Origin of the sequence: Phaeobacter sp. JH20_02, from assembly GCF_048056915.1 — a bacterium.
Taxonomy (GTDB): domain Bacteria; phylum Pseudomonadota; class Alphaproteobacteria; order Rhodobacterales; family Rhodobacteraceae; genus Phaeobacter; species Phaeobacter bryozoorum.
This window is the reverse complement of record NZ_JAYMVP010000028.1, coordinates 69520-94496: the sequence shown is the minus strand read 5'-3', so window position 1 is coordinate 94496 and position 24977 is coordinate 69520. Positions and strand designations below refer to the sequence as shown.

The 24977-nt window shown below is 59.8% G+C and carries 33 protein-coding genes, 1 tRNA gene and 1 pseudogene; 10 read left to right on the top strand and 25 right to left on the bottom strand.

What is annotated here, in order from left to right:
- Window positions 1–149: 149 nt before the first annotated feature.
- The 5 genes from VWY34_RS14510 (at window position 150) to VWY34_RS14490 (ending at window position 5949) form a co-directional block, all read left to right on the top strand.
- The gene (locus tag VWY34_RS14510; RefSeq protein ID WP_416545897.1) at window positions 150–734 is read left to right on the top strand and encodes an outer membrane protein; all 585 of its coding nucleotides are present in this window, start codon (window positions 150–152) and stop codon (window positions 732–734) included.
- 365 nt (window positions 735–1099) lie between these two features.
- The gene (locus VWY34_RS14505; protein WP_340545653.1) at window positions 1100–1684 is read left to right on the top strand and encodes an outer membrane protein; all 585 of its coding nucleotides are present in this window, start codon (window positions 1100–1102) and stop codon (window positions 1682–1684) included.
- Between the two features lie 340 nt (window positions 1685–2024).
- Window positions 2025–3422: a cysteine--tRNA ligase gene (gene cysS, locus VWY34_RS14500; RefSeq protein ID WP_416545895.1), complete on the top strand. Its 1398-nt coding sequence runs from the start codon at window positions 2025–2027 to the stop codon at window positions 3420–3422.
- A gap of 116 nt (window positions 3423–3538) precedes the next feature.
- The gene (cimA, locus tag VWY34_RS14495) at window positions 3539–5170 is read left to right on the top strand and encodes a citramalate synthase (RefSeq protein WP_416545893.1); all 1632 of its coding nucleotides are present in this window, start codon (window positions 3539–3541) and stop codon (window positions 5168–5170) included.
- Window positions 5170–5949: a squalene/phytoene synthase family protein gene (locus VWY34_RS14490; protein ID WP_416545891.1), complete on the top strand. Its 780-nt coding sequence runs from the start codon at window positions 5170–5172 to the stop codon at window positions 5947–5949. Before cimA ends, VWY34_RS14490 begins: the two co-directional genes overlap by 1 nt.
- Before the next feature lie 93 nt (window positions 5950–6042).
- Here VWY34_RS14490 and VWY34_RS14485 read toward each other — a convergent pair whose 3' ends face one another.
- Window positions 6043–7269: an MFS transporter gene (locus VWY34_RS14485; RefSeq protein ID WP_416538780.1), complete on the bottom strand. Its 1227-nt coding sequence runs from the start codon at window positions 7267–7269 to the stop codon at window positions 6043–6045.
- A gap of 91 nt (window positions 7270–7360) precedes the next feature.
- On the opposite strand from VWY34_RS14485, the gene VWY34_RS14480 reads away from it, so the two are divergent.
- Window positions 7361–8044, top strand: coding sequence for a DNA-3-methyladenine glycosylase family protein (locus tag VWY34_RS14480; protein ID WP_416545889.1), 684 nt, complete (start codon window positions 7361–7363; stop codon window positions 8042–8044).
- Window positions 8041–8706, top strand: coding sequence for an alpha/beta hydrolase (locus VWY34_RS14475; protein WP_340545647.1), 666 nt, complete (start codon window positions 8041–8043; stop codon window positions 8704–8706). The genes VWY34_RS14480 and VWY34_RS14475 overlap by 4 nt, the downstream gene beginning before the upstream one ends.
- Before the next feature lie 48 nt (window positions 8707–8754).
- On the opposite strand, the gene VWY34_RS14470 is transcribed toward VWY34_RS14475, so the two are convergent.
- The gene (locus VWY34_RS14470) at window positions 8755–9447 is read right to left on the bottom strand and encodes a pseudouridine synthase (RefSeq protein WP_416545887.1); all 693 of its coding nucleotides are present in this window, start codon (window positions 9445–9447) and stop codon (window positions 8755–8757) included.
- Window positions 9448–10072: 625 nt separating this feature from the next.
- Here VWY34_RS14470 and VWY34_RS14465 point away from each other — a divergent pair.
- A complete protein-coding gene (locus VWY34_RS14465; protein WP_340545645.1) occupies window positions 10073–10639 on the top strand; it encodes an HNH endonuclease in 567 nt (188 codons plus the stop codon).
- A gap of 90 nt (window positions 10640–10729) precedes the next feature.
- On the opposite strand, the gene VWY34_RS14460 is transcribed toward VWY34_RS14465, so the two are convergent.
- Together VWY34_RS14460 and rocF are read right to left on the bottom strand one after the other, a co-directional pair.
- Window positions 10730–11776, bottom strand: coding sequence for an ornithine cyclodeaminase (locus tag VWY34_RS14460; protein ID WP_416534901.1), 1047 nt, complete (start codon window positions 11774–11776; stop codon window positions 10730–10732).
- Between the two features lie 133 nt (window positions 11777–11909).
- Window positions 11910–12836: an arginase gene (gene rocF / locus VWY34_RS14455; protein ID WP_416545885.1), complete on the bottom strand. Its 927-nt coding sequence runs from the start codon at window positions 12834–12836 to the stop codon at window positions 11910–11912.
- 112 nt (window positions 12837–12948) lie between these two features.
- Here rocF and VWY34_RS14450 point away from each other — a divergent pair, with 112 nt between their 5' ends.
- Window positions 12949–13374 (top strand): Lrp/AsnC family transcriptional regulator, encoded by a 426-nt coding sequence (locus VWY34_RS14450; protein WP_340545642.1) that lies wholly within the window; start codon window positions 12949–12951, stop codon window positions 13372–13374.
- A 75-nt stretch (window positions 13375–13449) separates the two neighbouring features.
- Here VWY34_RS14450 and VWY34_RS14445 read toward each other — a convergent pair whose 3' ends face one another.
- Window positions 13450–13920 carry a disulfide bond formation protein B gene (locus tag VWY34_RS14445; RefSeq protein WP_416538778.1) on the bottom strand — a complete coding sequence of 157 codons (471 nt, stop codon included), beginning with the start codon at window positions 13918–13920 and terminating at the stop codon, window positions 13450–13452.
- Window positions 13921–13922: 2 nt separating this feature from the next.
- A complete protein-coding gene (locus VWY34_RS14440) occupies window positions 13923–14501 on the bottom strand; it encodes a YqaA family protein (protein WP_416545883.1) in 579 nt (192 codons plus the stop codon).
- A gap of 312 nt (window positions 14502–14813) precedes the next feature.
- Between VWY34_RS14440 and VWY34_RS14435 the strand changes: the two genes are divergently transcribed.
- Window positions 14814–14900, top strand: a tRNA-Leu gene (locus VWY34_RS14435).
- Between the two features lie 194 nt (window positions 14901–15094).
- Here VWY34_RS14435 and VWY34_RS14430 read toward each other — a convergent pair.
- The 19 genes and pseudogenes from VWY34_RS14430 to VWY34_RS14340 all read right to left on the bottom strand — a co-directional run.
- A pseudogene (locus VWY34_RS14430) lies at window positions 15095–15301 on the bottom strand (HNH endonuclease); the annotation flags it as partial.
- Window positions 15302–15363: 62 nt separating this feature from the next.
- A complete protein-coding gene (locus tag VWY34_RS14425; RefSeq protein WP_416551464.1) occupies window positions 15364–16566 on the bottom strand; it encodes a hypothetical protein in 1203 nt (400 codons plus the stop codon).
- Window positions 16556–16804 (bottom strand): hypothetical protein, encoded by a 249-nt coding sequence (locus VWY34_RS14420; protein ID WP_317959805.1) that lies wholly within the window; start codon window positions 16802–16804, stop codon window positions 16556–16558. The genes VWY34_RS14425 and VWY34_RS14420 overlap by 11 nt, the downstream gene beginning before the upstream one ends.
- Before the next feature lie 3 nt (window positions 16805–16807).
- A complete protein-coding gene (locus tag VWY34_RS14415; protein WP_416551466.1) occupies window positions 16808–17128 on the bottom strand; it encodes a hypothetical protein in 321 nt (106 codons plus the stop codon).
- 2 nt (window positions 17129–17130) lie between these two features.
- Window positions 17131–17457: a hypothetical protein gene (locus tag VWY34_RS14410; RefSeq protein ID WP_416551468.1), complete on the bottom strand. Its 327-nt coding sequence runs from the start codon at window positions 17455–17457 to the stop codon at window positions 17131–17133.
- A gap of 264 nt (window positions 17458–17721) precedes the next feature.
- Entirely contained in the window at window positions 17722–18093 is a 372-nt protein-coding gene (locus VWY34_RS14405) for a hypothetical protein (protein WP_416551470.1), read from the bottom strand.
- 21 nt (window positions 18094–18114) lie between these two features.
- A complete protein-coding gene (locus VWY34_RS14400) occupies window positions 18115–18486 on the bottom strand; it encodes a helix-turn-helix domain-containing protein (RefSeq protein ID WP_416551472.1) in 372 nt (123 codons plus the stop codon).
- Between the two features lie 13 nt (window positions 18487–18499).
- Window positions 18500–19489 (bottom strand): DUF5131 family protein, encoded by a 990-nt coding sequence (locus VWY34_RS14395; protein ID WP_416551474.1) that lies wholly within the window; start codon window positions 19487–19489, stop codon window positions 18500–18502.
- A 25-nt stretch (window positions 19490–19514) separates the two neighbouring features.
- A complete protein-coding gene (locus VWY34_RS14390; RefSeq protein WP_416551476.1) occupies window positions 19515–19787 on the bottom strand; it encodes a hypothetical protein in 273 nt (90 codons plus the stop codon).
- A 16-nt stretch (window positions 19788–19803) separates the two neighbouring features.
- Window positions 19804–19986, bottom strand: coding sequence for a hypothetical protein (locus tag VWY34_RS14385; RefSeq protein ID WP_416551478.1), 183 nt, complete (start codon window positions 19984–19986; stop codon window positions 19804–19806).
- Window positions 19987–20014: 28 nt separating this feature from the next.
- A complete protein-coding gene (locus VWY34_RS14380; protein ID WP_416551480.1) occupies window positions 20015–20215 on the bottom strand; it encodes a hypothetical protein in 201 nt (66 codons plus the stop codon).
- A 16-nt stretch (window positions 20216–20231) separates the two neighbouring features.
- A complete protein-coding gene (locus VWY34_RS14375) occupies window positions 20232–20507 on the bottom strand; it encodes an ASCH domain-containing protein (RefSeq protein WP_416551482.1) in 276 nt (91 codons plus the stop codon).
- A gap of 22 nt (window positions 20508–20529) precedes the next feature.
- On the bottom strand, window positions 20530–20715 hold the full coding sequence (locus VWY34_RS14370; RefSeq protein ID WP_416558559.1) for a hypothetical protein: 186 nt from the start codon (window positions 20713–20715) through the stop codon (window positions 20530–20532).
- 264 nt (window positions 20716–20979) lie between these two features.
- Complete coding sequence (locus VWY34_RS14365; protein ID WP_416558558.1) at window positions 20980–21306, bottom strand: nuclease domain-containing protein; 327 nt, start codon at window positions 21304–21306, stop codon at window positions 20980–20982.
- A gap of 47 nt (window positions 21307–21353) precedes the next feature.
- A complete protein-coding gene (locus tag VWY34_RS14360) occupies window positions 21354–21566 on the bottom strand; it encodes a hypothetical protein (protein ID WP_416551486.1) in 213 nt (70 codons plus the stop codon).
- Window positions 21563–21901, bottom strand: coding sequence for a hypothetical protein (locus VWY34_RS14355; protein WP_416551488.1), 339 nt, complete (start codon window positions 21899–21901; stop codon window positions 21563–21565). The genes VWY34_RS14360 and VWY34_RS14355 overlap by 4 nt, the downstream gene beginning before the upstream one ends.
- Before the next feature lie 152 nt (window positions 21902–22053).
- Window positions 22054–22998, bottom strand: coding sequence for an Rmf/CrpP family protein (locus VWY34_RS14350; RefSeq protein ID WP_416551489.1), 945 nt, complete (start codon window positions 22996–22998; stop codon window positions 22054–22056).
- Complete coding sequence (locus tag VWY34_RS14345) at window positions 22995–23966, bottom strand: PD-(D/E)XK nuclease-like domain-containing protein (protein ID WP_416551491.1); 972 nt, start codon at window positions 23964–23966, stop codon at window positions 22995–22997. Before VWY34_RS14345 ends, VWY34_RS14350 begins: the two co-directional genes overlap by 4 nt.
- The gene (locus VWY34_RS14340; protein ID WP_416551493.1) at window positions 23966–24976 is read right to left on the bottom strand and encodes a hypothetical protein; all 1011 of its coding nucleotides are present in this window, start codon (window positions 24974–24976) and stop codon (window positions 23966–23968) included. Before VWY34_RS14340 ends, VWY34_RS14345 begins: the two co-directional genes overlap by 1 nt.
- Window position 24977: the final 1 nt, after the last annotated feature.

Here is a 24977-nt window from a genome sequence, read left to right as displayed (position 1 = left end):
GCGGTTTTCATCTGCACCAAAGGCGCGATTTCGGGCAATCTCAAGACAGGATCATACTGAACCGAGTGTTAAACATTCTGGAGGATACTGGTCGCAGATGGGTCGTCACGCGCGCTGAAGCAGCGCGCAGCCAGAAAAGGGCAGCGCCGATGATACCGGCCATATTACGCACCACGTTGAAGAACCGCCTGTCAGCGGGTCCGGCACGCCGGTCGGATGGTTCTGGCCATCTGTGGCGTGGGGCAGCCGCTGGTCTGGTGCTGGGCATCGGGGTGGCGGGGCCGGTTGGCGCTGGCGATTGGAGCGGGTTCTTTCTGGGTGCCTCCATGGCTCGGGTGACCGGTGTCGCGTCTGACGGCACCACCACCAGCGCGCCCGGTCTGCATCTGGGGTATGATCACGACTTTGGCCGCGTCATCCTGGGGGGAGAGGTCGAGGTTGATCGTAGCGGTGGGGCAGGCGACAGCCTGGCAGAGGATCAGACACACCGGATCAAGCTGCGGGCCGGATATGACATGGGCGAAACACTGGGCTATGTCACCATCGGATCAGCACGTCGCGAAACAGCGACAGACAGCGACAATGGCGCGGTCTACGGGCTGGGCGTCAGCTATTCTCTCAACCGGGCGCTGCGGTTGAGCGGTGAATACCTGCATCAGGACGCCAATGACGGCGCGGCGCTTCAGGCACCAGCGCGTGATATCCTGTCGATCCGCGCGTCATTTCAATTCTAGCGGCTGACACCCGCCGCACCACGCCCATCGTGTTTCCGCGCCGCGGCGGTTCCTGATCTCGTCAGGTTCGGCGCGGCAAAATCCACCCTTGTCGATCAGGATGACGCCTTTTCGGGCATGAGCGGCAATTGGCCCGTTGGCGGTTGGGCGGGCGCAGTCTTGCCAGTCGGCAGATCCGCGCCTCAATCCTATCGGCAGGAACCTGCCCTGAGCCCTGATTTTGGGCCAATAGGCGCGCAAGATCTCCAAAAAATCCGCAGGGGGCTGGAACAAAGCGGCCGGCAATCTTCTTTAGGTGAGGCAGACGCGAGAGTAGCGCGTCCAAGCAAAGACAGATGTCGAAAGACAGACAAGGAGAAGTCGAGATGACTCGTATCGTATCCATGGCCGCTATCGCCGCCGCACTGAGCACTCCGGCCTTTGCCGGCAATCTGGAAGAGCCCGTCGTGGCACCAGCACCTGCCGCACCGCCCGTTGTGGTTGCCAATGACGGTGGTGACTGGACCGGTGCCTATATCGGTGGCCAAATTGGGCAGCTGGACGCAGACACCAGCAATGGCCTGTCGGGAGATGACGTCTCTTACGGTGTTCATGCCGGTTACAACTATGACTTCGGCCGCTTCGTGCTGGGTGGGGAAATCGACTATGACGCCACCGATGTGGATCTGGGCGGCGGCGCTGCCACTGTGGACTCGGTGATGCGCGGCAAGGTCAAGGCCGGCTATGATTTCGGCCCGGTGCTGGCCTATGTGACCGGCGGTGTGGCGCAGGTTGATACCTCCGTCGGTGATGAAACCGGTGAATTCTACGGCATTGGCGTGGCCTATCGTGTCACCGATCAATGGACCGTCGGCGGCGAAGTTCTGGAGCATGACTTCGACAACCTGGGCAGCACCGGCATCAGCGCCGATGCGACCACCGTGTCGCTGCGCGCCTCTTACCAGTTCTGATGTTATCCCCCCGGGGATGATAGCGGCGCGTCCATTTCGGTGGGCGCGCCGTTTTCATGTGCAGATACCCCGCCCGGATCGCCCCGTACCCGCGGTGTCCTCCTGTGGTCGATTTGCAGGCTTGGCGGAGCTACTGCCTTGTGTTATGCAAATCCCATGAACCGGCTGTGCAACATTATTACCTGCTGCATTACCTGCTGAAAAACTCAGCGGGCTGGTTTCTGTCGTTCCCTTCTTTTGAACAAGTTGCTAAGCCCGCGCTGCGCGCCGCTGATCTGCGGCACCCGTTGGGAGATTGGCCTGAGGCGCCCTTGCGTTCCGGTCAGACGAAGGATTTGTGATGACGACGATCAAGCTGCACAACACACGCACCCGCGGCAAAGAGGTGCTGAACCCGATCAATCCCGACGATGTACGCCTCTATCTCTGCGGGCCGACGGTCTATGATCGCGCCCACCTGGGCAATGCGCGCCCTGTCGTGGTGTTCGATGTGCTCTATCGTCTGTTGCGTCATATCTATGGCGCAAACCACGTGAGTTACGCGCGCAACTTCACTGATGTGGACGACAAGATCAACGCAACCGCTCTGGCGCGCAAGGAAGCAGGTGCGCCGGGTACGCTGGAAGAGCTGGTGCAGCAGCGGACTGAGGAAACCATCAGCTGGTATCTGGCGGATATGGCTGAACTGGGCGCGCTGGAGCCGGATCATATGCCGCGCGCAACCGCCTATATCCCGCAGATGATTGACATGATCGAAGCGCTGATTGCCAAGGGCCATGCCTATGCCGACGGGGCAGGCCATGTGTTGTTCTCGGTCAAGAGCTACAGGGACTACGGCGCGCTCTCCGGTCGCTCAGTGGATGACATGATCGCAGGCGCGCGGGTTGAAGTGGCGGATAACAAGCGCGATCCGATGGATTTCGTACTGTGGAAGCCCTCCACCGATGAGTTGCCGGGTTGGGACAGCCCCTGGGGGCGGGGGCGCCCGGGTTGGCATATCGAATGCTCCGCCATGAGCCACGAGCTGTTTGGCGCGAGTTTCGACATTCACGGTGGCGGCAATGATCTGATGTTCCCGCATCACGAGAATGAAATTGCGCAAAGCTGCTGCGCCCATCCCGAGGGCGATTTTGCAAAAATCTGGCTGCACAATGAGATGTTGCAGGTCGAGGGCAAGAAGATGTCCAAATCACTGGGCAACTTCTTCACCGTGCGCGACCTGTTGGATCAGGGCTATCCGGGCGAGGTGATCCGCCTTGTATTCCTGCAAACCCATTATCGAAAACCGATGGATTGGACCGACAAGAAGGCAAAGGAAGCGGAGGCAACGCTGCGCAAATGGCGGGCGCTGACCGCGGGCATCGAGCCCGCGCCCACCGCTGCTGCCGCGGTTCTGGAGGCGCTGTCGGACGATCTGAATACAGCGGGTGCGCTTGCGGAGTTGCACAGGCTGGCCTCGGCTGGTGCCGCGGCGGATCTACTTGCATCGGCCGAACTGATGGGCTTGCTGAGTGATGAGATGGGGGCCTGGGCGGCAGGTGAAGATATTGATTTAAGCGCCTATGAAAAAGCGCTTTTCGAGGCTCGAGAGATCGCAATGAAAACCAAGGATTTCGCCGAGGTCGACCGGTTGAAGACCGCCTATCTTACCGCAGGCGTCGAGGTGCGGATGTCCAAGGAGGGGGTCCAGCTGGTGCCGGGGCCGGATTTCGACCCCGAAAAACTCAGCGCGATCTAGCCCCCGATACGGATCCTCGCAGGTGGGCGCCGGGCCCGCCTGCGGCAGATCCAACAGACAGCAGAGGCCCTCATGACGGGGCAACGACCATACTTTGCCAAGCCATGAGGCCAGCCATGACCAAAGACCGTCTTTACCTTTATGACACCACCTTGCGGGACGGGCAGCAGACGCAGGGCGTGCAGTTTTCCACCGCTGAGAAAGTTCGGATCGCAACCGCACTGGATGGGCTTGGGGTGGATTACATCGAAGGCGGCTGGCCGGGGGCCAATCCGACGGACAGCGGCTTCTTTGAAACCGCCCCCAGAACGCGGGCCACCATGACCGCTTTTGGCATGACCAAACGGTCCGGGCGTTCGGCGGCAAATGATGATGTGCTGGCGGCGGTGCTGAACGCCGGCACCGCCGCGGTCTGTCTGGTCGGCAAGAGCCATGATTACCACGTGACCCATGCGCTGGGGATCGATCTTGAGGAAAACCTCGACAATATCCGCGCCTCCGTCGCCCATCTGGTGGCCGAGGGGCGCGAGGCGCTGTTTGATGCCGAACATTTCTTTGACGGATACCGGGACAATCCGGACTATGCGCTTGCGGCCTGTCGCACAGCGCTTGAGGCCGGCGCGCGTTGGGTTGTGCTCTGTGACACCAACGGCGGCACCCTTCCGGCGGATGTGGGCCGCATCGTCAAGGAGGTGATCGCGGCAGGGTTGCCGGGGGAGCGTCTGGGGATCCACACCCATAATGACACCGAAAATGCGGTGGCCTGTTCGCTGGCGGCAGTCGACGCCGGGGCGCGGCAGATTCAGGGCACGCTCAACGGTCTGGGCGAGCGCTGCGGCAATGCCAATCTGACAACGCTGATCCCGACGCTGTTGTTGAAGCAGCCCTATGCCGATCGCTATGACATCGGTGTCAGCCGGGAGGCCCTGAGCACTCTGACGGCGCTCAGCCGGATGCTGGACGAGATCCTGAACCGGGTGCCGACGAAACAGGCCGCCTATGTCGGGGCGTCGGCCTTTGCGCATAAGGCGGGGCTGCATGCCAGCGCGATCCTGAAAGATCCAAGCACCTATGAGCATATCGACCCGGCGCTGGTCGGCAATACGCGCATCATCCCGATGTCCAATCAGGCAGGTCAGTCGAACCTGCGCCGGCGCCTGTCCGAGGCGGGCCTGAGCGTCGAGACCGGCAACCCGGCCCTCGCGCGTATTCTGGAGCGGATCAAAACCCGTGAGGCCGAGGGCTATTCCTATGATACCGCGCAGGCCTCGTTTGAGATCCTTGCGCGCGAGGAACTGGGGCAATTGCCCGGTTTCTTTGAGGTGAAGCGGTACAAGGTGACGGTCGAGCGGCGCAAGAACAAATACAACCGCATGGTGTCGCTCTCCGAGGCGGTTGTTGTTGTGAAAGTGGACGGCCAGAAGCTGTTATCGGTCAGTGAATCCCTCGATGAGACCGGCAGCGACCGCGGGCCGGTCAACGCGCTGGCAAAAGCGCTGACCAAGGATCTCGGCCAGTATTCCAAGGCGCTGGATGACATGCGGCTGGTCGATTTCAAGGTGCGGATCACCCAGGGCGGCACCGAGGCTGTCACGCGGGTCATTATCGACAGCGAAGACAGCAAGGGGCGGCGCTGGTCGACGGTCGGCGTCAGTGCCAACATAATCGACGCCTCCTTTGAAGCGCTGCTGGATGCGATCCGCTGGAAGCTGCTGCGGGACACTGACACGGCGGGCGGCGCGGCTTGATGCTTGCATTTGACGATGATGTGACCGCCTGCGCCGATCTGGTGCAAAAGGGCGACCCGGATCGCTTTGCCACGGTGATGGCTGCGCCGGTTGAAGCGCGGGCGGCGCTGTTTACGCTCTACGCCTTCAACCTTGAGCTGGCGCGGGCGCCCTGGGCCTCGGCGGAGTCGATGATTGCCGAGATGCGCGTGCAGTGGTGGCGCGATGTCGGGACAGAGATTGCGGCCGGTGGCCCGGTGCGACGGCATTACGTCGCAACGCCACTGGGGGCGGTGCTGCGGCCTGACCTTGCGGTGCATATTGATGCCATGGCAGAGGCGCGGCGCTGGGACATCTACCGCGACCCCTTCGAGGATGAGGCAGCGCTGGCGGATCACATCGACAAGACGACGGGCGCACTCATGTGGATGGCAGCGGCGACACTGGGCGCGCGGGATGAGACGCTTGTGCGCCGCTTCGCCTATGGCGTGGGCGTCGCCAACTGGCTGCGGGCAATTCCTAAGCTGGTTGCCGAGAAACGCGTCCCGCTGCTGGATGGCACGCCGGAGGGGGTGCGCGCGCTGGCGGAGAGCGGTCTTGCAGCGCTGAAGGACGCTCGCTCCAATCGTGCTGCAATCGCAAAATCCGCCTTGCCCGCACTGCTGCCGGGCTGGCAGGCCAGCGCGATCCTGCAACAGGCGGTGACCGAGCCTCGGCGGGTGGCCGACGGGACCCTGGGCACCAGTGAGTTCCGCCGCCGTGCCAGCCTGATCTACCGGGTCTCCACCGGGCGATGGTAAGGCATCAGACGCCGGATAGGACCAGATAAGAAAGACGCCTGCGGCTCCCCGTCAGGCGTCTTTTCATGTCGTGCGGTCTCGGCTCGCCGGAGATCAGTGACCGTGAACAGGACGCGGTTTCAGCACCAACCACAACAGCGCGCCGCCCGCCAGCACCAAGAAGGGTGCCATCGCCATATTGACTGCGGTCCAGCCTTCGACCGGGCTGCCGCCAGAGCAATTCATCAACCCGCCCGAAGCCAGCGAGGCAAAGGTGACACCGCCAAAGACCAGCAGATCGTTGAGCCCCTGCATCCGGCCGCGTTCATAGCTTTCATGAGCACCCGCCAGCATCGTGGTTGCGCCGATGAAGCCAAAGTTCCAACCGATACCCAGCAGGACCAGCGCGACAAAGAAATTTTCCAGATCAACGCCTTGCAGGGCAACAGCGCCAGCTCCGCCCAGGATCACAAGGCCCGCGCCGACGATTTTTTCGACACCGAAACGCGCGATCAGATGCCCGGTAAAGAAGGACGGTACATACATCGCCAGCACATGGGCGGTGACGACATCCGCCGCGCTGCCTTCGCTGAAGCCGCAGCCAACAACGGCCAGCGGTGTCGACGTCATCACCAGGTTCATTAGCGCGTAGGACACCATGGCGCAGATCACTGCAACCGCGATGGTGGGGTTGCGCAACAGCTCCATCCGGCTGCGCCCCCGGGGCGCATCTTCGCTGGGAACCGGCGGTTTCGGGATTTTCAGGAACAGGAACAGGACTGCGCCCAGCACATTGACGGCGACCACGGCCATATAGGTGCCAAGGAAAGGGATCACAAAGGCCTGGCTTGTCGCCTTCACGATCTGCGGGCCGATGATCGCGGAGAGCAGACCGCCAGCCATCACATAGGAAATTGCCTTGGGCCGGAACGCATCAGAGGCGGTATCGGTGGCGGCAAAACGGTAAAATCCCTGTGCACTCATGTAGATGCCGGTGAGGAAACTGCCGAGGAGAAAGATCGGAAACGAGCCGAGGTAGAGCCCATAAGCCCCGATGACCCCACCCAATGTGCCACCAGCGGCGCCAACAAAGAACCCCGCCTTACGTCCGTAGCGCTGCATGATCGCCGAAATCGGCGTTGCCGCCAGCATGGAACCGGCCACAATCAGCGAAATCGGCAGCGTTGCGAAACAGGCATTGCTGGCAAGCGATTGACCTGCGAGACCACCAATGGTGAAGATCATCGGCATCTGCGCACCCAGAAAGGCCTGCGCGAGCACGAGAATGACAACATTGCGCTTGGCGATGCGGTCGTCGGGGAGGGGGAGGCTGTCTGTCATGGCAGATGCGTATCCCCGAAAATCCGACAGGGCAAGATTGATGCTGCATCGGTGCGCTATGCGCGCGAAAAAGACGCAAAGGAGCCGTAGAATGACAGGATCGCAAACTCCGGTCGGTCAGTTTGGCGGTGACGCCCGGTCGGCCGCAATCGGGCGGATCATCACCAGCGATGCCTGTGTGCGTGAGGGCGCCCAATGGCTGGCCGCAAGCGACCCGCGCTTTGCCCGCGCGATCGACCTCTGCGGGCCCCTGCCGCTGCGCCGCAAACCGGAGGGTTTTGCCGAACTGCTCAGCGCGATTGTCAGTCAGCAGGTGAGCGTTGCCTCCGCCAATGCGATCTGGGGCCGGATGGTCGGAGCCGGGTTGGACACTGCGCCTGCTGTTTCCGCCGCCAGCGAGGACGACCTGCGCGCGGTTGGCCTCAGCCGTCAGAAGATCCGCTATGCCCATGCTCTTGCGGCAGCGGGACTTGATTTTGACGCGCTGCGCCAGCTCCCCGATGCCGAGGTGATCAAAATCCTGACGCAAGTGTCTGGTATTGGCACATGGACCGCAGAGATCTATGCGATGTTTTCGCTTGGTCGAGCGGATGTCTTTGCCCATGGTGATCTGGCCCTGCAAGAGGGTGCGCGGATCCTGCTCGATCTGCCGCAGCGGCCAAAACCCGCCGAGATGCGCCGCATAGCTGAAGTCTGGTCACCCTGGCGGTCGGTTGCGGCGCGCGTGCTCTGGGCCTATTACCGGGTGGCAAAGGACAGGGAAGGGATCCGATGACACGAGTATTGACAGCTGAACGCAAGGCGCCCCTGTCGGGGCAGACCCGATCTGTGGTGGTGTTTCTGCATGGCTATGGCGCCAATGGGGCCGATCTGCTGGGGCTGGCGGACCCGTTGGGGGAACATCTGCCTGATACGCTGTTTGTGGCCCCGGACGCCCCGGAGCGCTGCGCAGGCACGCCCTTTGGTTTCCAGTGGTTCCCGATCCCTTGGATCGACGGCTCCTCCGAAGAGGAATCGATGCGCGGCATGATGGCCTCCATCGAAGATCTGAATGCCTTTCTGGATGCGCTGATGGTGGATGAGGATGTGCTGCCGGAACAGGTGGTGCTGTTTGGATTCTCCCAGGGCACCATGATGAGCCTGCATGTGGCCCCGCGTCGCGAAGATGCGGTGGCTGGAATCGTTGCCTTCTCCGGCCGGCTGCTGTCGCCCGAAACGCTGAAGGACGAAGTTGTCTCGAAGATGCCGGTATTGCTGGTGCATGGCGACGCCGATGACGTGGTGCCGCCGCAATCTCTGCCAGAGGCAGCTGAAGCTCTGGGGGAGGCCGGATTTCAGGACGTCTTTGCCCATATCATGAAGGGCACAGGCCACGGCATCGCGCCCGACGGTCTGAGCGTGGCGCTGGCCTTCATGCGCGACAAGCTGAGCCTCTGATCCGCCAGAGCGGTTTGCCAGACAAAACGCCGTCGAAAGCCGTGCAGCCTAGCGCTTGCGCGGCTTTCGTGGTTTGCGGGGCGGCTTTTGCGGGTCTGACGGGGTTGTTTTTGCGCCTACCGCCTTGCGCCGGGCAATCGCCTGCCGGTTCGGGGCGGGTTTGGGTTTTGGCGGACCGGGGATGCTGGGCACCTCCAGATCTTCCCAGGTGCCGGGGCTGAGCCCGTCAAGAGTCCAGATGCCGATGGCCGCCCGGATCAGGCGCAGTGTCGGATGGCCCACTGCCGCTGTCATCCGCCGTACCTGCCGGTTGCGGCCTTCGCGAAGGGTGAGGGCGATCCAGCTGTCGGGTACGGATTTGCGCACCCGGATTGGTGGGGTCCGCGCCCAGATTCCCTCCGGTTCGTCGATCAATGCGGCCTTGGCTGGTCGGGTCAGCCCATCTTTCAGCTCAACACCCTCTGCAAGCGCCTGAATGGCGGCCGCATCCGGTGTCCCCTCGACCTGCACCCAATAGGTTTTCGGCATCTTGTGCTGCGGATCCGAGATCCACGCCTGCAAGCGGCCCTGGTCGGTCAGCAGCATCAACCCCTCGCTGTCGCGATCCAGTCGCCCGGCGGGATAGACACCGGGCAGGTCAATCCAGTCGCTCAGCGTGGCGCGCGGGCTGCCCTCGCTGCCGCGGTCGGTGAACTGGGGCAAAACATCGAAGGGTTTGTTGAAACGGATCAATCTGGTCATCAGTCTGCAATAGGCAGCCCCCGGCAGGCTGGCAAGGGCAGCGGCGTTGCCGACAGTGTTTTCGCATAGGGGATTTCGCGACCGCCGACCCGCCAGCAGCTGTCATGCCGCTGTCACGGAATCATCCTACCGCTTGAGGCGAAGCGAGGTCAGTGCCCCGTTGCGATCATTGATAATGGGGGCTTGCCAGCTGACTGACACGATATATAGTTAAATCAAAGCAGGGGCGGGCTCCCCGCTCTGGTGTCGAAACGCAGGCAGACAGGGCGGTTGAGCCGTTGCAGAACATGCAGATCCATCAGCAAGAGATCACAGCATATGTCGCGCCTCCGGCGCGGACTGCAATCCGTGGTCCTGTTGCGCCGCAGAATGACACCGGGGTGAGGACGCGGCCGCAGATCGGGCTGCGAATACCTGTCTGGCCTTACCCGTGCCATCTGTCGGTATCCCTGCGGAGCACTGGCAGCAAGAAACCTGATTTGAAGACAAGCGCGTGGGCTCCACGCGCTTTTGTTTTTTTCAATACCGGGACGATCCGGCAGGCTGGAAACAGACTGCTGCGCCGCCCTGGTCAACGGCGTTGGTCCGGGCGCAGGCCACCGCTGTTGAAACGAGGAGGTGCAGTATGACCGTCGCCGTTGGTAATCTCAGAACATTGATTCTGAACGCGGATATGCAGCCACTCAGCTGGGCGCCGCTATCCGTCTGCAATTGGCAGGATGCTTTTGTCGCCGTCCATCAGGAGCGGGTCATACAGGTCAAAACCTACGAAGATGTGGCGGTTCATTCGGCCTCTGCCTCCTTTGAAGTTCCCGCCGTGGTCGCCCTCAAGCGGTATCGCAAGCGCAAGAAAGTGGCCTTTACCCGCTATAATGTCTTTCTGCGTGATGAATTCTGCTGTCAGTATTGTGGCAAGCGCTTTGCGGCGAAGGATCTGACGTTTGATCACGTGATCCCTCGCAGCAAGGGCGGGGCCTCGTCCTGGACCAATATCGTGGCCTGTTGCAGCGCCGATAATCTGCGCAAGGGCAACCTGAAACCGCAGCAGGTCGGACTGAAACTGCGCCGCAAACCCTTTGCCCCCAGTCCGCATGAGCTGGATGCCATCGCCCGCCGTCTGCCCCGTCCGAAGCCTGAATTGCATCAAACCTGGATGGATTTTCTCTATTGGGATAGCGAACTGGACAGCTGAATCTCATCAGTCGTTCAAAAATAAACTAAGGCCCCGACCGGACAGGCGGGGCCTTTTTCCTTAGAATAGCTGCGAGAGAAGATCCCGATTTCAGCCCTTGGCGCGCTGCACCATGCCGAAGAGATCGCGCGGGTCGTCCGGGTCGGCGAGCATGTCCAGCTCCAAAAAGAAATCCGTGTCCTTGATCCGGTCGCGGATGTAGCGCAGGGCCGAGAAATCCTCGATTGCAAAGCCGACACTGTCAAACAGGGTGATCTGCTTGTCATCCCGGCGACCGGGTTTCTGGCCAAGGATCACCTGCCAGAGTTCCGTCACCTCAAAATCCTCCGGCATCTGCTGGATCTCGCCCTCGACGCGGGTTTGCGGCGGGAATTCCACAAAGACATCGGAGCGGGTCAGGATACCCGGTGCCAATTCGGTTTTGCCGGGGCAATCACCGCCGATGGCGTTGATATGGACGCCGCTGCCGACCATGTTGTCAGTGAGGATGGTGGCATATTGCTTGTCAGCGGTGCAGGTGGTCAGGATCTGCGCGCCTTCAATCGCTTCTTCGGGGGTTGCGCAGGACACCACGGTGAGGCCGCTGCCAGCAAGGTTGGCGGCACATTTCGCGGTCGCCGCCGGGTCGATATCGTAGAGGCGAACCGATTTCAGCCCGCAGATTGCCTGCATGGCGAGCGACTGGAACTCCGACTGCGCGCCATTGCCAATCATCGCCATTGTTGTGGCGCCCTTCGGGGCCAGATGTTTTGCAACCATCGCAGAGGTCGCGGCAGTACGCAGCGCGGTCAGGATGGTCATCTCGGTCAGCAGCACGGGATAGCCTGTGTAGACATCGGCGAGCAGGCCAAAGGCGGTCACCGTCTGCAACCCCTCTGAGGTGTTCTTCGGATGGCCGTTGACGTATTTGAAGCCATAGGCTTCGCCATCAGAGGTCGGCATCAGCTCGATCACGCCGACGTCGGAATGGCTGGCAACCCGCGGCGTCTTGTCAAACAGCTCCCAGCGTTTGAAATCCTCTTCGATGTAATCGGCGAGGTCCCTCATCACGGTGTCGATACCGATCGAGTGAATGAGGCGCATCATGTTGTCGACGCTTACAAAAGGCACAAGCGCCTTGTCCGAAGGTTGGGTCATGACCGGGTCCTTTCACGGGGGCTAAGGTGGATGCCTGCCAGCATGCAGCGCATTGACCCGCCAGCGGTTTCAGTTGTTGGAATGGCGCGCCGCAGGGGCGTGCCGTACTCGGCGGGCGCAGCCTGATGCTGGCTCATTGATAGCTTCGCGTCGGACGATCAAACACGCGCCGACCCAGGGCTGAGGCACAGAGATCGACCATCAGATGGGCCGTGCGCCCGCGTTCGTCCAGAAACGGGTTCAGCTCGACCAGATCGAGCGAGGTCATCAACCCGGAATCATGCAGCATCTCGCAGACCAGATGCCCCTCACGGACAGTTGCGCCGCCGGGGACGGTGGTGCCGACAGCCGGCGCCACGGAGGGGTCGAGGAAATCGACATCCAGCGAGACGTGCAACATGCCGTTGGCCTCGGCCACGCGGTTGAGAAAGGCCGAGAGCGGACCTGCAATGCCGTTCTCGTCAATCTCGCGCATGTCGTGACGATGAATGTTGCTCGCCTCCAGCGCAAGCCGCTCCGGGGTGTCGACCGACCGTAGACCGATCATACAGACGTTTTCCTGCGGCACCGGGTTCTGCACCTTCGGAAAGCCCGCAAAATCCGGACGGCCGGTGAAATACCCCACCGGCGTGCCATGCAGGTTGCCACTGTCGGAGGTGGCCGGCGTGTGGAAATCTGTATGGGCGTCGAGCCACAGCACGAATTGCGGACGGCCTTCCTTGGCGGCGTGGTTGGCAACACCGACAACGGATCCGAGCGACAGGGAATGGTCTCCGCCCAGGAAAATCGGCAGGCCGTCCTTCATCGCTTCTTCCGCAGCGCGGATCAGGCGGTTGGTCCAGCCAATGGTTTCATTGCGGGCAAAGACAAGACCGTCATTGGTGTCGGCCTCATGGCTGGCCGGACGCAGGTTGCCCTGATCAATCACCTTGTGACCCAGGCTTTCGATGGCACGTCCCAGACCGGCGGTGCGATAGGCATCCGGCCCCATCAGGCACCCTGCACGCCGCTTGCCACTGTCTACGGGAGCGCCGATCAGAATACAGGTCTTGGATGTCACGCGCATATCTCCTCTGCGAAAAGTGAATACTCTTAGAAAGCTCCGATTTGAGGTGGAATCCAGCAATCATTTCGCTCATATAGTAGGGCAAATCGTCAAGATGGAGATCAGATTGGACAAAACGGATGAACGGCTGATTGCCGCCCTGCGCCATAACGCACGCGCCTCACTCTCCGATCTTGCCTTGCAGCTGAACCTGTCGCGGACCACCGTCCGGGCACGGATCGAGCGGCTGCAGACCAAGGGCGATATCCTTGGCTTTTCCGTAGTGCTGAAAGAGGATGTGCTGCGCGACCCGGTTCGCGGTCTTATGATGATCGGTATCGAGGGGCGCGGCACCAGCCGCATCACCCGCCAGCTTCAGGGGCTGCCCGAGGTGCGGGCGATCCATACCACCAACGGACGCTGGGACCTGATCGTCGAGCTGGGCACCGAAACGCTGGAAACGTTGGATGCCGCGCTGGCAAAGATCCGTACCTTTGAAGGTGTGGTCAGCAGCGAGACCAATCTTCTGCTCGCCACAAAGAAAGACAGCTGAAAAGGATAGATCGCCGCGTGGAGAGCTGCGGCCGGGGCTCTGTGCATCGGCTCCCGGTGACTGGCTGCGTCGGGATCAGATCCGGTTCTTGCGCATGTGGTTGGCTGCGGCAATCCAGATCACCGCCAGCAGCAGCGAGGCAATCGCATTCCAGCTGGCCATCGACAGGCTGAACAGCTCCCACGGGACCTCGTCGCAGCGCACGAGCGGTGCCGACATGATCTGCTGCATCAGATCTTCGGAGCTCAGATTGCCGATCGGGCCGGAGGTGCAGGAGTTCGGACCTTCCCACCAGCCACGCTCAACCCCGGTATGATAGGCACCGATGGCGGCAGTCGCCAGCGCGGCCAGCGCGCCAAGGTAGGGCAGGATCAGCAGCGGTACCGCCAGTGCCAGAGCACCGATGACGACAGCTGCGCCATGCGGATAGCGCTGCCAGATGCACAGTTTGCAGGGGGCCATCTCGCCGATGTATTGAAATCCAAAGGCACCAAGCAGCAGTGCAGCAGATCCGGCGCTGGCAATCAGGATGAGAATTCGGCTCATGTTTACAATACCTTCACTGCAAGAAACCCGCCGAACAACAACACCACAAAGACCGTAAAGACAAGCCCCAGCCGACGTTCGATGAAATCGCGGATCGGCGCGCCAAACTGCCACAGCAAGCCCGCAACCACAAAAAACCGCAGCGCACGGGCCAGAATGGAGGTCACAACGAAGGTTGCGATTGGCATCCCGGTCCAGCCTGACATGATTGTGATGACCTTATACGGAAAAGGCGTGATCCCGGCGATCAGCACCGCCCAGAACCCAAAATCATTGAAGCGGCTGTTGAATTCAGCCATGGCATCTGCCTTGCCCATCGCGGCCAGCACCGGCTGGCCGATGCTGTCGTAGAAAAATGCGCCAATGGCGTAGCCGAGCAATCCGCCAGCCACGGAGGCGACCAGAGCCACCAGCGCAACCAGCCAGGCACGTGATGGGCGCGCGAGGATCATCGGGATCATCAGAACATCCGGCGGGATGGGAAAGACCGAGCTTTCGATGAAGGCAACGCCGGCCAGCCACCACAGCGCCTTTGGGTGGTCGGCCAAGGCCATCGTTCGGTGATATAGCGCACGCAGCATCCTGTGAAGCTCTCCCTGGCAATCCGCCCTGAGCGGTGCCACGTCGGGATGAGCAGGTCAACCACGATGGTTGCCCGCTGCACAGCCGTCGGCAGGCAGATGTTTTTTTGCCGCCAGCCGCGCGATTTGCCTATGGACCTCGGCCTTTGGCTTGGGTAGGAACGGGGCAGAGGCCCAAGTGGCGGAATGGTAGACGCAGGGGATTCAAAATCTCTTGTGGATGCACTGTATAGTATTGAGTTTTATAGGTTTCTTGGTCTGTTGGTACTCGCGGTTACTCGGCGCGGTTACTCGGTAGTAAGAATCCTATGTGCGGGTGTGGCGGAATTGGTAGACGCGCCGGATTCAAAATCCGGTTTCCGAAAGGAATTGTGGGTTCGATTCCCACCACCCGTACCAAATATCTCCTGCTCAGCGAGCAAGCGGGCAGCTACCGCATCCTCCTTTTTTTCGTAGTCTCCCAGAGCGATCTTTCTGCCGTGCTTCTTGATGTGAGCCCGCCACTTATTACGACGCCTGCAATAGTAAACACCCTTTATGCCGGATGTACTGTGTGCCGGTAAGTTGCGCTTCTCAGCAAGATCACTGGCGCTGCGTAGCACTAAGTTATCTTCCCTGAAGTCTAAGGGGTCTCCATTTATGAAATCGACATGTGATTTAGGGTACAATCCATGGATGAAATACCAGACGATACGTGCAGTCCTGTATGATCTTCCCGATACGCGAACGCTTGGTTTCAAAATTGCCTTACCAGCATTTTGGGAGTTCCATACATTCTGACTGTGCAGCGTTTTGAACATCGAGATTGGACGCCTACGCCACTTCAACTCTCCAGTTTCAGGGGTGTAGTTAAAGAGTTCCTTCATGTGCCTCCGTTCCTCATAAAAACCACCTTGTTCGCAGTCTCGGATCGGTTCCGCGCATAACGGTCTGTTGTGGTCACCTGAGTGTGTTGTGCAGCATCCCTCAGGCTGTACGGATCAACCATTCCCTTGGCCTCAGAGATCCCGCCAGCCCGTGTGTCTCGGATCTGAAGTTCCTCCGGCAGCTTCAGGTCTCGGATGATCTGTTTGAAGGCTCGTGTAACCACACCGTTCTTTGGTGGCCGACCGTTGGGCAGGGTGATGACCGGCCCGCGCCGACGCTCTTTTGGAACCTCCGACAGCCGTCGCTGAATGTCGGGGGTGTTCCTCAGATCGTAGACGTAGGGTTCGGGCAGGCTGTCACGGGTTTTGCTGATCACCTTGGTGAGGCTGGAAAGATCCTGAGAAATCATATCCCAGGTCAGGCCGTCGACCCACATCTTGCCACCGTCCTGAATGCCGCCCTCACGACCGTTGACGTCTTCCCATTGGCCGACAACATCGACACCGCGCAACATGAACTCGAACCGGATTAGGACCGACAGTGAGACATGGCATTGCCCACGCTTGTCGGCTTCGGCAACGACCGCATTCACCTGATCACGCGAGATACAAGTGCTGCGGCTGGCCGGGTTCTTGAGACGCATTTCCTCGCGGATGATCTTGAGTTCACGGCATTTCGTCTCGCCGATCTTGATCCCGTGGGAATTGACGAGACCCCAATGCGTGAACCACTTCTTGATGTAGTGGACTGATCGCCCCTTCTCTTGCATCGACCGGCGCCACGTCATCATGCGCTCGTAGTTGGTCTCCTCGATGAGGACATTGCTGATGGCGTTCTCCACCCTGGCCAGCGCCTTGAGGTAATCCGCACGTGTGGTTGGACGGACCTCGTGGATCCCGCTGAACTGGTCGTGCTTGTATCGAGCAATAAGCCAGCCCCATGTTCCGGGTTGCCGGCCGTTGGTCTCTCCGTCGTACCATTCCAGCATTTCGCGGGTGAGCGCGCGGCACTGGCGGGCTCGATCATGATCAAGTCCATCGCCTTTGCAGCCGGGCAGGGCGTATGTCTTCACCGCATACCCTGCATCCAGATACTTTTTCGGAGGGCGCCAGAAGTAAGTCCCGCGGTCTTTGCGGTGCTTGATGCAAGGCGCATAGCTGGGATCGCTATCGTCCCAGACGCTTTTATCAAAACCCATTTTGATCCTCTTGGTTGGTTGATTGTAACCGCCCTGGTCGCGACTTCGCCTTTCTGGTGTTGCGTTCGCGCGCCCATTCCTCAATTGCCTCACGGTGTCTTAGACCGATAGCCGGATCAATCTCCGGCAGGCCGTATTGCGCTTCAAGCGTGGTAGAATTCGCCCTCAGCCACTTCACGTCATGGCCGAGGAGTTTTGCAACTTCCGCTTCCTTCACGAAAAGAGACTGCACACTCATGGATCAGGTGTTCTCCTTAGCCAAGGCGGCCGCGATCCTACTTTCGATCTCGTGCCAGTCGCGGGTCTCAGTTACTTCCTCGAGGTTGGCTGCCCGGATCAACGGCAGGGCCATTCGGCAGATATCCCGCAGCCTCTCCACTTCCTTATTCAGAGCGTATTCTTTAGGGTTCGGGTTGATGCAGGCAAACCAGCGCTCGCACTTGTCTAGCGCGCGATCTGCGGCTTCGATGTCGTGATCAGTGCGGATCGCTTTACGAAGACGCGCGAAGTCCTCGAGCATTGTCTCCGCGCGCGCATGGTGGATGAAGTCCTGTGCTTCCATCCTCAATCCTCCAGTGCTGCTTTGATGTACGAGTCAATTGCTGGATAAAAAATATCGTCAATGAGGTGGTGGCCCATCTCAGTGTCAAGTCCGCCTTTCCTAATTCCCTCTAGCATTAACCCCATCGCTTTCCTCGCTACCTTCACCCCATCCGCGCTTTCACGGGCTTGGCGGTAGGCGGTGAGGCGTTGCAAGCGGCGCTGTTGCGGACAGCTTTGCACAGGTGGGTTTGCCACGCTGCAATCGCCGTTGCAAATTTCACAGCCATTTTCGAGACGGATCTCTATTTCCTCCGCCAGCGCATCCGCTGCTTTAATCAGGTCGGTCATGTCAATATTCCCCGTATGTCAGCCCGTCATCCCCTGTATGAGTAGCTCCATCGCCGCCATTCCAAGCGCCACTGTTCATTTCGGCGACAACAAGAGGGGGGCCAGCAGTTATAATTCTGAGGGTCCCAGACGTTGAACCGCCAAACACTTCCAACCCCAATTTGCGGGCATCGCGCGCCGCTTGGTCAATGCGGGCGGCGATACGGTAGACCTCTTTTGGGTCTAGCCCTGCGGCGCGACATTCGTTTTCTAGGGCATAAGCCATCACCCTTCCCCCTCAGTGCTGGTGGACTTGAGGGCGGTGCGGCAGTAATCGCGGATCATTTTCGCAACCCCGTGCACGTCCTTATCCACAACTTGGTTGCTTTCGACCGCCCCGCGGATGACGTCGGCGTGACGGCCTGCCCGCCCGATAACTTCCCGTGCCGCCTGTAGCTGGGCGCGGAGGGCGTCGCGTTCTCGGCACTCGATTTCACAAGCAAGCCTGTCGAGGCGATCCCAGGCACCGTCTTTGATCGGGACGTCTGTCTCTGGGTCGTGATTGTTGATAATCTGCTCCAAATCATTAATAGCGCGATTAAGGATGAGGTTCCGAGCGGCGTCTTGATGCCGCGCCTCTTTGCTTGTGTCAGTCATGTGTGTTCTCCGTTCAGAGGCTCAAGCAACGTCGCTGAGCACGCGCGCCAGATCGAACAAACGACGGCGCTGGTTCTCGGGGATCGCGTAGTAGGACCGCACGAGATCCATTGCTTCCTTGTCGCCCATCAGATCATTTGGGGTGTTACCCTCATCGCCTGTCGGATGCGCGGCGTCGGTCAGCCCCTCAAAGAAGAAACTGATCGCCACACCAAGGGCATCCGCGATTTGCCAAAGGCGGGAAGCGCTAACCCGGTTGGCGCCGGTCTCGTATTTCTGGATCTGCTGGAACTTGACGCCGGATAGATCCGCCAGCTGCTGCTGCGTCATGCCGATGAGCCAGCGACGGTGCCGGATGCGTTTGCCTACGTGTGTGTCAACGGGATGGGTCATGGTGCTGTTCCTTTCAATTGTCGCTGTTGTTGAACTGAGGGCTGCCGTTCCATTCACGGCCGTCCAGACTACGACCGGCCTTTTTCTTCCCGACGCGTTTGGCGGAACAATCCGGGTCAAAGTGATGCCAACCGTCCTTAGGCAAATCGTCGGGACATGCGAAACCTGGGCCAGGCAGCCAGTCTCCCCATTGCTTGAAATGGAAGCCAGTGCCTGCTCTTGCACATTGATCTCGCAGGCTGCGCGCCCAGTCGCGGTGCATAGGCCGAGAGCCCGGGCCGCTTTCGCCGCCGCAGATCACCCAATTGACCCGCGGGCCATCGTTGAGATCGCAGTCAAAGACCTCACCATTCAAGGTGCCGTTCTCGTCATCCCAAGCGATACCTTCTAGTGCGTTGATATAATGGCCAGGAATGCTCTCGACCTCGCCACGCTCGTAAGCTGCGCGATCTTTTGCATCGCTTTGACAGATCCGATCAAGCTGCACAGGTCCAAGCATAGGTTCGCAGGACAGGAAGCGGACTTTCGCAGGGATATTCAGCAGAGCGGGAATGCGGCGCTCCGCCTCGACTTGGTTCTCTACAGTGGTGCCTAGCCAGACATTCGGCCACCCATCACCCCAGCCAGCAGGGAGCATCTTTTTGATATTCTGTGGGCGCTTCGTCAGTAATAGCCAGTCGATATTCGGCGTGATGCGGATCAGCTCCCATAGCTCTTGCCGCCACTCAGGCTTGATACTTCTATGGTTGTCGAACACGTCGGCTAAACTTGCACAGAACACACGAACACGAGTGCCGGTTTCTCCGGCTATACAATCCCACTTCAGAGGGGCGCCCCAAGTCTTTGTGCGACGACGCTCACCATGAGGCCCCCACTGAACATGACCACTACGCTTTGCCCAACCCTCGGCGTAGCAGTGATCACAGGCGGCGCTTACTGCGGTGCAACCGGTCCAAGGATTGAAGGTGTGGGTCGTCCATTCGATGCCGCTGTTTTCGGCCATGTCAGTCTCCCGGGGATTGTTTGATTCAGGTTTCGGCGCGGTTCGCGGCGCTAAACGCCTCGGCCCGCTTGTCGTTCTCAGCATCAAAGCCGTGCGCGATGATCTTCGCCGTGGTCAGCCATTCGTCGGTTGGCATTGCGCGCGGACGAGTACAGATGCAAAGCGACCCGCCAAAGGCAAAATCGGACTTGCGGATAAGCAGGGCTTCATTGCTATCCAGCCTGTCTTGAACGTGCCAGCCATCGGGAAATCCATCCTTGATGATCCGGTCATTGAAGCGGGGCTTCTGGGGTGCCATGCGGTCTCCGGCGTTTTCAGGACTCGGGGTCCGACATGTCTTTGACGTTCTTGACGAGGCGCTCTGCAGCCTCGGCGGTGTAGGGCTTGTCCTTGTCCGTCAGTGCGCCGCCCAGAGTGACGACATCAGCCGCCACCGAGACCGGCACATCCACCACGGCGCTAGCCGCCTTCACTGCTGACTTCAAAATTCCGAACATGGGTATTTCTCCTTCGGGGTTAGGTGGATTAATCGGGGAAGGCGGGAGCCGCCGCCATGTCGAGATCAAGATCGGCGGCAATTTCACGCAAACTTTCGGCCACCCGTCCGCCTTTGCCGCGCAGAACTTTGCCGTGCTGGTCGAGGTGATCAAGCATCTGGATAAGCTCGGACTGGGCGTGAACCAGTCCCTTGATGTGGTGGCGTATCGAAGTGGCGGCTTCGGTCATTTCATTCTCCGGGGATTTATGGGTTGACGCGGATCGCATAGACCTCGACCGGATCGGGGCCAAAATGCGGATGCGTGATTGTGGTCTTGCGATAGCCGCGCCATGGGCGCGTGATCCGGCGGCTGGTGTCGCCTTTCGGCGGGTATCCCTTGGCGAGTTCGATCCCGTCATATTCACGACCCTCGATCCGCTTGGTCCAGAAGGGCGTAGCCAGCCGGTATTCCTCGACCTTCTCGCCGCTCTTGATCTGATCGAAATATTCGCCCTTCAAGGGCAGATGCAGTGTGGCCATGGTGCCTCCGGGGCTGGGTGGGTTAATGGGCTGCGGCGATGGCAAGCAGGGCCAGCCAGCCGCCAAAGATAATGAACAGCAGTCCATACCAGCCAAGCGCGGCCCACATCGCCCACGCCAGAGGTGAGACCTCGGCGGCAATTCGCGGCTCAAGGAACCAGCAGAGCGCAGCTGCGACCCACGCCAGAGCAGCTGGGATGCCGATCATGGACCATGCAACGCCATTGCCCGTTGCGTGTTCAAGCCAGTGAAAGTTTGTTATTCCGTCTCCGTTGGGCATATCTCTCTCCATCAAAGGGGGGGCACATCGGCCCCTTTCTCCCGCCCTGGCTCACTCACGGATCAAGGCCAGGGCGGGTTTAAAAGTAAGATGCTGCGGCTGACGCGGCGACGATCAGAGCGGCGGCGATACAAATGGCGAGAGCGTAGGGCAGGGCCCTGGCCATCTCTCGAAACAGTTCGGGCAGATCACTCATACGATCACCGCATCAGGGATGACGATCACGCCATGGTCGATCAGCAGCGCGTGGGTTTCGGTGAGCCCGTGGAGCATCCGGGTCATCATCGCGGCGCCAAACTTCTTCTCCAGATAGCGAAGCGCTTCCTGATCAACACCGTCGATGATTGCGTGGCAGGCGGAACAGCCGAAAGCGACCCCCATGTCTGTGACCTTGGTGCTTTTGCCCTTGCCCCAAATCGGGAGGTGACAGCCGACTGTGGTCTCATGGCCGGCACATCTGCGGCCGGGAACGAACGACGCAATCCGAAGGGTGCAAGGCGCACCTTCTGCGGCATCCATGATACCCTCAGAACGGATCTTTGGGAGAAGATGGGGGCGGTGCTGGATCATCGCTTCCACCACTTCGGCTTCATGCCGCCGTTTTTGTTGCCGTCTGGATCGCTCCTGTCAGTGTCTTGGTCGATGCGATACATCGCACCGATCATAGAACCACGAGAAACCCTGAACCGTTGTGCGAGTTCTCCACAGGTCAGGCCGTCATGGTCCCGCAGATGCAGCGCATTGAGCAACTGCTCGTCTGACATGCCGCGCTGGGTCACTGCTCCGGTCTCCCGCCTAAGCCGCAGTATCCATGCTGAGACTCCACCTCCACCCCGTAGGCCTCAGGATCACGCATGACATTTGCCACGGCCTTCTTGTGGTACAGGTGCTGAGGCTTGGCCTTCTGTCCGGTCTCGTCCGCTTTCAGCTGGGCCAGCACGGCTTCCTCGCGCTTGATGGCGCTGAGGAACCGCGGATCTTCTGCGGAGTGAGGCAACCAACGCCAAATGATGCACTTTTCCGCACGGCATTTGCCTTGATCCCCGTCACCGTGGACGCGGGCGAGGGGACAGGCCAGCTTTCGGGCCTGTTCCGGGGTGATGAAGCCGCTCATAGTTCAGCTCCAGATATTCTGAGCGCACGAGCCCATCAGGAGTAGCGACAGTAGGATTGTGATTGCAATTACACCCGTCATACGCAACTCGTGTGTGCGTTCGTCTCGGCGCCGCTGTTGCTCCAGTTCAATATGAGTTTCAGTAGGATCGCTCATGCTTCACCGCCTTCCTGTTCAGCTGCGTTGTAGGCCTCGTTCCAGCCAGCCATCCAATTGGTCCGCTGAGGATCGTCCTCGTGCGGGCAATCTGAGGCGGTCTTGCCTTGGGTGAAGGCGGTGGCACCTTCGTCGTGTTCAAACGTTCTCTCTGTGGTGCCACCGTCCTCCTGCTGCTCCTGCTCGACAGGGGCCGCATCCTCATCGGCGGGGAGGATTTCGCCGTCGAGGGGTTTGCCTTGGGTGTCGTGATTTTCTTCGGGAGGACTGTCCTGACGGCGCGCGGCCTGGGCGCGCGCAGCAAACCCGCCCTCCTTAGGTGTCACGTCCCGGAGCTCAGGTGCGTGGGCAATTTCCTCTTTCTCGTAGACACCCAAAAGCACATCTGGGAAATGGCGTCGGCACATGGCGCGAGCGCTGTAATACCAAAGCTGCTGATCAGGGTCGGACTTCCAGAGCGGGCTATTCTTGGTGGTGATGCTGCCGATCTCAGGGGAAGTGTACTCGATCCGCTCGCCATCTTCTTCTGACAGACACCAAAGGCGACACTGTCGCTTTGCGCCTTCGCCAATGAAATCACCCTTGAGGCGCCCTTTGATCGGCGCACGTTGCTCAATCACCGCTTGGATCAACTGAGCCTCGTAGACGATGCGATCATTGACCGAATAGGATTTGTTTGCGACGGCAAACGGGTCCATACGCCAGTTAAGGGCCTGCAACGAAACGGCCATGCAGGCGCCCGGCTGACCGCGCAGGTGTTTTGGAACGGCTTGGCGAGAGACGGACATAAGTTTAGAGAACTCCATGACTTGACCCATATCCTTAAAGGTCAATCCACCGACACTGCTGGAAACCTCTGTGAGAGCCATCGCGCTTTTGTCGAACGACCCTTCGATGCGCTCTTCAATAGGGGCGGTGTTGGTCAATGGTTTGTCGTTCATGGTGCTGTTCCTGCTGTGTTCATCTCTTCGAGAATTCTCTCGCGCTCATCATCCGACCAACGGAAGATGCCTGGGTGTTCCCCGGGTTCCTGCCAGTGGCCGCTGTCCAGACATTCGCGAAAACGACGGAGGTTTTTGTGATTGTAAAAACGGCCAATCGACACCTCCTCCTCAGGGATCTCGACTGGGATACAAAAGTGTGGCCGTCGGTCTGACTGAAATATGAGACCCACTGCCTCAGGCTGGTTGCCGGTCAGGACCTCGTACCCTTCATGGGCAAAGCCCATCTGCATGTCGTAGCGGTGCTTGCGGATCGCGCGATAGCAGAGATCTTTGTCGAAGGGCGCACCTTGAGGGCTGATCTTCTTATAGTCGCCTGCGTAGCCATCTTCTGAGACCTGATCGGGACGGGCGAGACACCAAAGATCAGTCGCCGGATCCTTCCAAGCCATCGTAATCTCTGGCATTCCTCCCAGAAGCGAAACCGCCATTGGATCGATGGCGAGGGCCTTGCCCATGTCGCGGATCATCTGCATTTGATTTTCGGTTATCTTGTCACGAGGGTCTTGATCCACCTCGCGCCAGAAAGCGACGGAGCGATTGCCTGACTGGCTTCCACGCCCTTCTTTGATGGCAGTCAGCTGAGCGCGGGTCGGGCGGTTGGGGCGGTTATCTGGGAGAACATAAAAGTGACGATCCACCTCATCCTCTCCGCCCTCCACATAGGCTGCCATAGCGCGACCAAGGCGCAGAGCGTCTGTGTCCTCCCTCTCCCAGATCCGCTCTTTGTTCAACTGGTGGAATGCCCACACATCACCTGGGTATTCCAGCTCCATACGGCGCAAAATGCCGCTGGTGACGCTAGGGCCATCGCAAGGCTGACCATGGTGCACATCCAAGGGAATATTGTAGAAACCGGGTTCCCTTATTAATTCGCCTGGAGCCAGTGTGCGAACATCGAAGGTCATCAGACCGCCACCTTCACATGGGGGATCTTGCCGTCGATCATCAATTCAATCAGATGTTCGTAGGAGCGGGGCTGAACCTTGGTGATTGAAGCCACGATTTCCGCAGTAATCGCTTTGCGGTGGTCGGCGTCAGCCTTGCGCTGCGCCTCGGCTTCTTCGGCGGCGCGCTTCTCGTCCTCGATCCGCTTGCGTTCGGCGGCCGCAGCTTTATCCGCGGCATCCTTAGCCTCTTTCAGTTCCTGCTGATGGCGCGCTTCGGCATCGGCTTTTTCCTGTTCGGCTCGTTTCTCAGCTGCAATCCGCGCGCGTTCGGCTTCTTCATGAGCACGATCTTTGGCTTCACGCTCTTCCTGCTCACGCTGACGGGCCGCTTGTTCCTCGGCCTCTTTGCGTTCGCGTTCGGCCTTTTCGGCGCGCAGCTGCTCAAGTTCGGCTTCCTGAGCCTCGCGGGCCTGAGCAATGGCCAGATCATCACGATACTTGTCCAGTGCAGCGGCCTTTTGCTGGCGCGCATCACCTTCGAATTCTTCCCAGTCGGAGCTGATCTCAGTGGCTTCGATAAGGTCGATCTTGGCCTGCAACTCAGCTGAACTGTCGTGAGAGGAGAGAGCCTCAAGTGAAAACTTGTCCAAAGCCAGCATATGAGCCTTAACCCGCTCGGCTTCTTTTGCCTCAAATTCGTCGGCCGGCGCTTTGATTTTGTCCCGCAACTCGTCAAGGCGACTGGTGGCTACCTTGCGTTGATCGTTCACCTTCTTGGTCTTTTCACGCCAGTCCTCTGTCATCTCCTTTCCGACAGCATCGATCAGCGTCTTTGACCGTGACACCTTCGCCGCCAAGCTTCGGGCAGCCTTGCGTCCTTTGTCGGTTGAGTAGTCACAGTGGACAGCAGAAACCTCTGTCTCGATGAGCGTCACGAGCTCCTCAATCCCACCTTCCTTGCCAAAATACTGGGGGATCTGAGCTTTCTCGGGGATCTTCGTCAGTTCGGTGGTTGTCGTTTCGGTCATA

What these genes read in the sequence shown, in the direction of transcription:
- VWY34_RS14510 (WP_416545897.1), top strand. Translation starts at nt 150, where the DNA reads ATGATACCGGCCATATTACGCACCACGTTGAAGAACCGCCTGTCAGCG.
- VWY34_RS14505 (WP_340545653.1), top strand. Translation starts at nt 1,100, where the DNA reads ATGACTCGTATCGTATCCATGGCCGCTATCGCCGCCGCACTGAGCACT.
- cysS (WP_416545895.1), top strand. Translation starts at nt 2,025, where the DNA reads ATGACGACGATCAAGCTGCACAACACACGCACCCGCGGCAAAGAGGTG.
- cimA (WP_416545893.1), top strand. Translation starts at nt 3,539, where the DNA reads ATGACCAAAGACCGTCTTTACCTTTATGACACCACCTTGCGGGACGGG.
- VWY34_RS14490 (WP_416545891.1), top strand. Translation starts at nt 5,170, where the DNA reads ATGCTTGCATTTGACGATGATGTGACCGCCTGCGCCGATCTGGTGCAA.
- VWY34_RS14485 (WP_416538780.1), bottom strand. Translation starts at nt 7,269, where the DNA reads ATGACAGACAGCCTCCCCCTCCCCGACGACCGCATCGCCAAGCGCAAT.
- VWY34_RS14480 (WP_416545889.1), top strand. Translation starts at nt 7,361, where the DNA reads ATGACAGGATCGCAAACTCCGGTCGGTCAGTTTGGCGGTGACGCCCGG.
- VWY34_RS14475 (WP_340545647.1), top strand. Translation starts at nt 8,041, where the DNA reads ATGACACGAGTATTGACAGCTGAACGCAAGGCGCCCCTGTCGGGGCAG.
- VWY34_RS14470 (WP_416545887.1), bottom strand. Translation starts at nt 9,447, where the DNA reads ATGACCAGATTGATCCGTTTCAACAAACCCTTCGATGTTTTGCCCCAG.
- VWY34_RS14465 (WP_340545645.1), top strand. Translation starts at nt 10,073, where the DNA reads ATGACCGTCGCCGTTGGTAATCTCAGAACATTGATTCTGAACGCGGAT.
- VWY34_RS14460 (WP_416534901.1), bottom strand. Translation starts at nt 11,776, where the DNA reads ATGACCCAACCTTCGGACAAGGCGCTTGTGCCTTTTGTAAGCGTCGAC.
- VWY34_RS14445 (WP_416538778.1), bottom strand. Translation starts at nt 13,920, where the DNA reads ATGAGCCGAATTCTCATCCTGATTGCCAGCGCCGGATCTGCTGCACTG.
- VWY34_RS14440 (WP_416545883.1), bottom strand. Translation starts at nt 14,501, where the DNA reads ATGCTGCGTGCGCTATATCACCGAACGATGGCCTTGGCCGACCACCCA.
- VWY34_RS14425 (WP_416551464.1), bottom strand. Translation starts at nt 16,566, where the DNA reads ATGGGTTTTGATAAAAGCGTCTGGGACGATAGCGATCCCAGCTATGCG.
- VWY34_RS14420 (WP_317959805.1), bottom strand. Translation starts at nt 16,804, where the DNA reads ATGAGTGTGCAGTCTCTTTTCGTGAAGGAAGCGGAAGTTGCAAAACTC.
- VWY34_RS14415 (WP_416551466.1), bottom strand. Translation starts at nt 17,128, where the DNA reads ATGGAAGCACAGGACTTCATCCACCATGCGCGCGCGGAGACAATGCTC.
- VWY34_RS14410 (WP_416551468.1), bottom strand. Translation starts at nt 17,457, where the DNA reads ATGACCGACCTGATTAAAGCAGCGGATGCGCTGGCGGAGGAAATAGAG.
- VWY34_RS14405 (WP_416551470.1), bottom strand. Translation starts at nt 18,093, where the DNA reads ATGACTGACACAAGCAAAGAGGCGCGGCATCAAGACGCCGCTCGGAAC.
- VWY34_RS14400 (WP_416551472.1), bottom strand. Translation starts at nt 18,486, where the DNA reads ATGACCCATCCCGTTGACACACACGTAGGCAAACGCATCCGGCACCGT.
- VWY34_RS14395 (WP_416551474.1), bottom strand. Translation starts at nt 19,489, where the DNA reads ATGGCCGAAAACAGCGGCATCGAATGGACGACCCACACCTTCAATCCT.
- VWY34_RS14390 (WP_416551476.1), bottom strand. Translation starts at nt 19,787, where the DNA reads ATGGCACCCCAGAAGCCCCGCTTCAATGACCGGATCATCAAGGATGGA.
- VWY34_RS14385 (WP_416551478.1), bottom strand. Translation starts at nt 19,986, where the DNA reads ATGTTCGGAATTTTGAAGTCAGCAGTGAAGGCGGCTAGCGCCGTGGTG.
- VWY34_RS14380 (WP_416551480.1), bottom strand. Translation starts at nt 20,215, where the DNA reads ATGACCGAAGCCGCCACTTCGATACGCCACCACATCAAGGGACTGGTT.
- VWY34_RS14375 (WP_416551482.1), bottom strand. Translation starts at nt 20,507, where the DNA reads ATGGCCACACTGCATCTGCCCTTGAAGGGCGAATATTTCGATCAGATC.
- VWY34_RS14370 (WP_416558559.1), bottom strand. Translation starts at nt 20,715, where the DNA reads ATGATCGGCATCCCAGCTGCTCTGGCGTGGGTCGCAGCTGCGCTCTGC.
- VWY34_RS14365 (WP_416558558.1), bottom strand. Translation starts at nt 21,306, where the DNA reads ATGGATGCCGCAGAAGGTGCGCCTTGCACCCTTCGGATTGCGTCGTTC.
- VWY34_RS14355 (WP_416551488.1), bottom strand. Translation starts at nt 21,901, where the DNA reads ATGAGCGGCTTCATCACCCCGGAACAGGCCCGAAAGCTGGCCTGTCCC.
- VWY34_RS14350 (WP_416551489.1), bottom strand. Translation starts at nt 22,998, where the DNA reads ATGAACGACAAACCATTGACCAACACCGCCCCTATTGAAGAGCGCATC.
- VWY34_RS14345 (WP_416551491.1), bottom strand. Translation starts at nt 23,966, where the DNA reads ATGACCTTCGATGTTCGCACACTGGCTCCAGGCGAATTAATAAGGGAA.
- VWY34_RS14340 (WP_416551493.1), bottom strand. Translation starts at nt 24,976, where the DNA reads ATGACCGAAACGACAACCACCGAACTGACGAAGATCCCCGAGAAAGCT.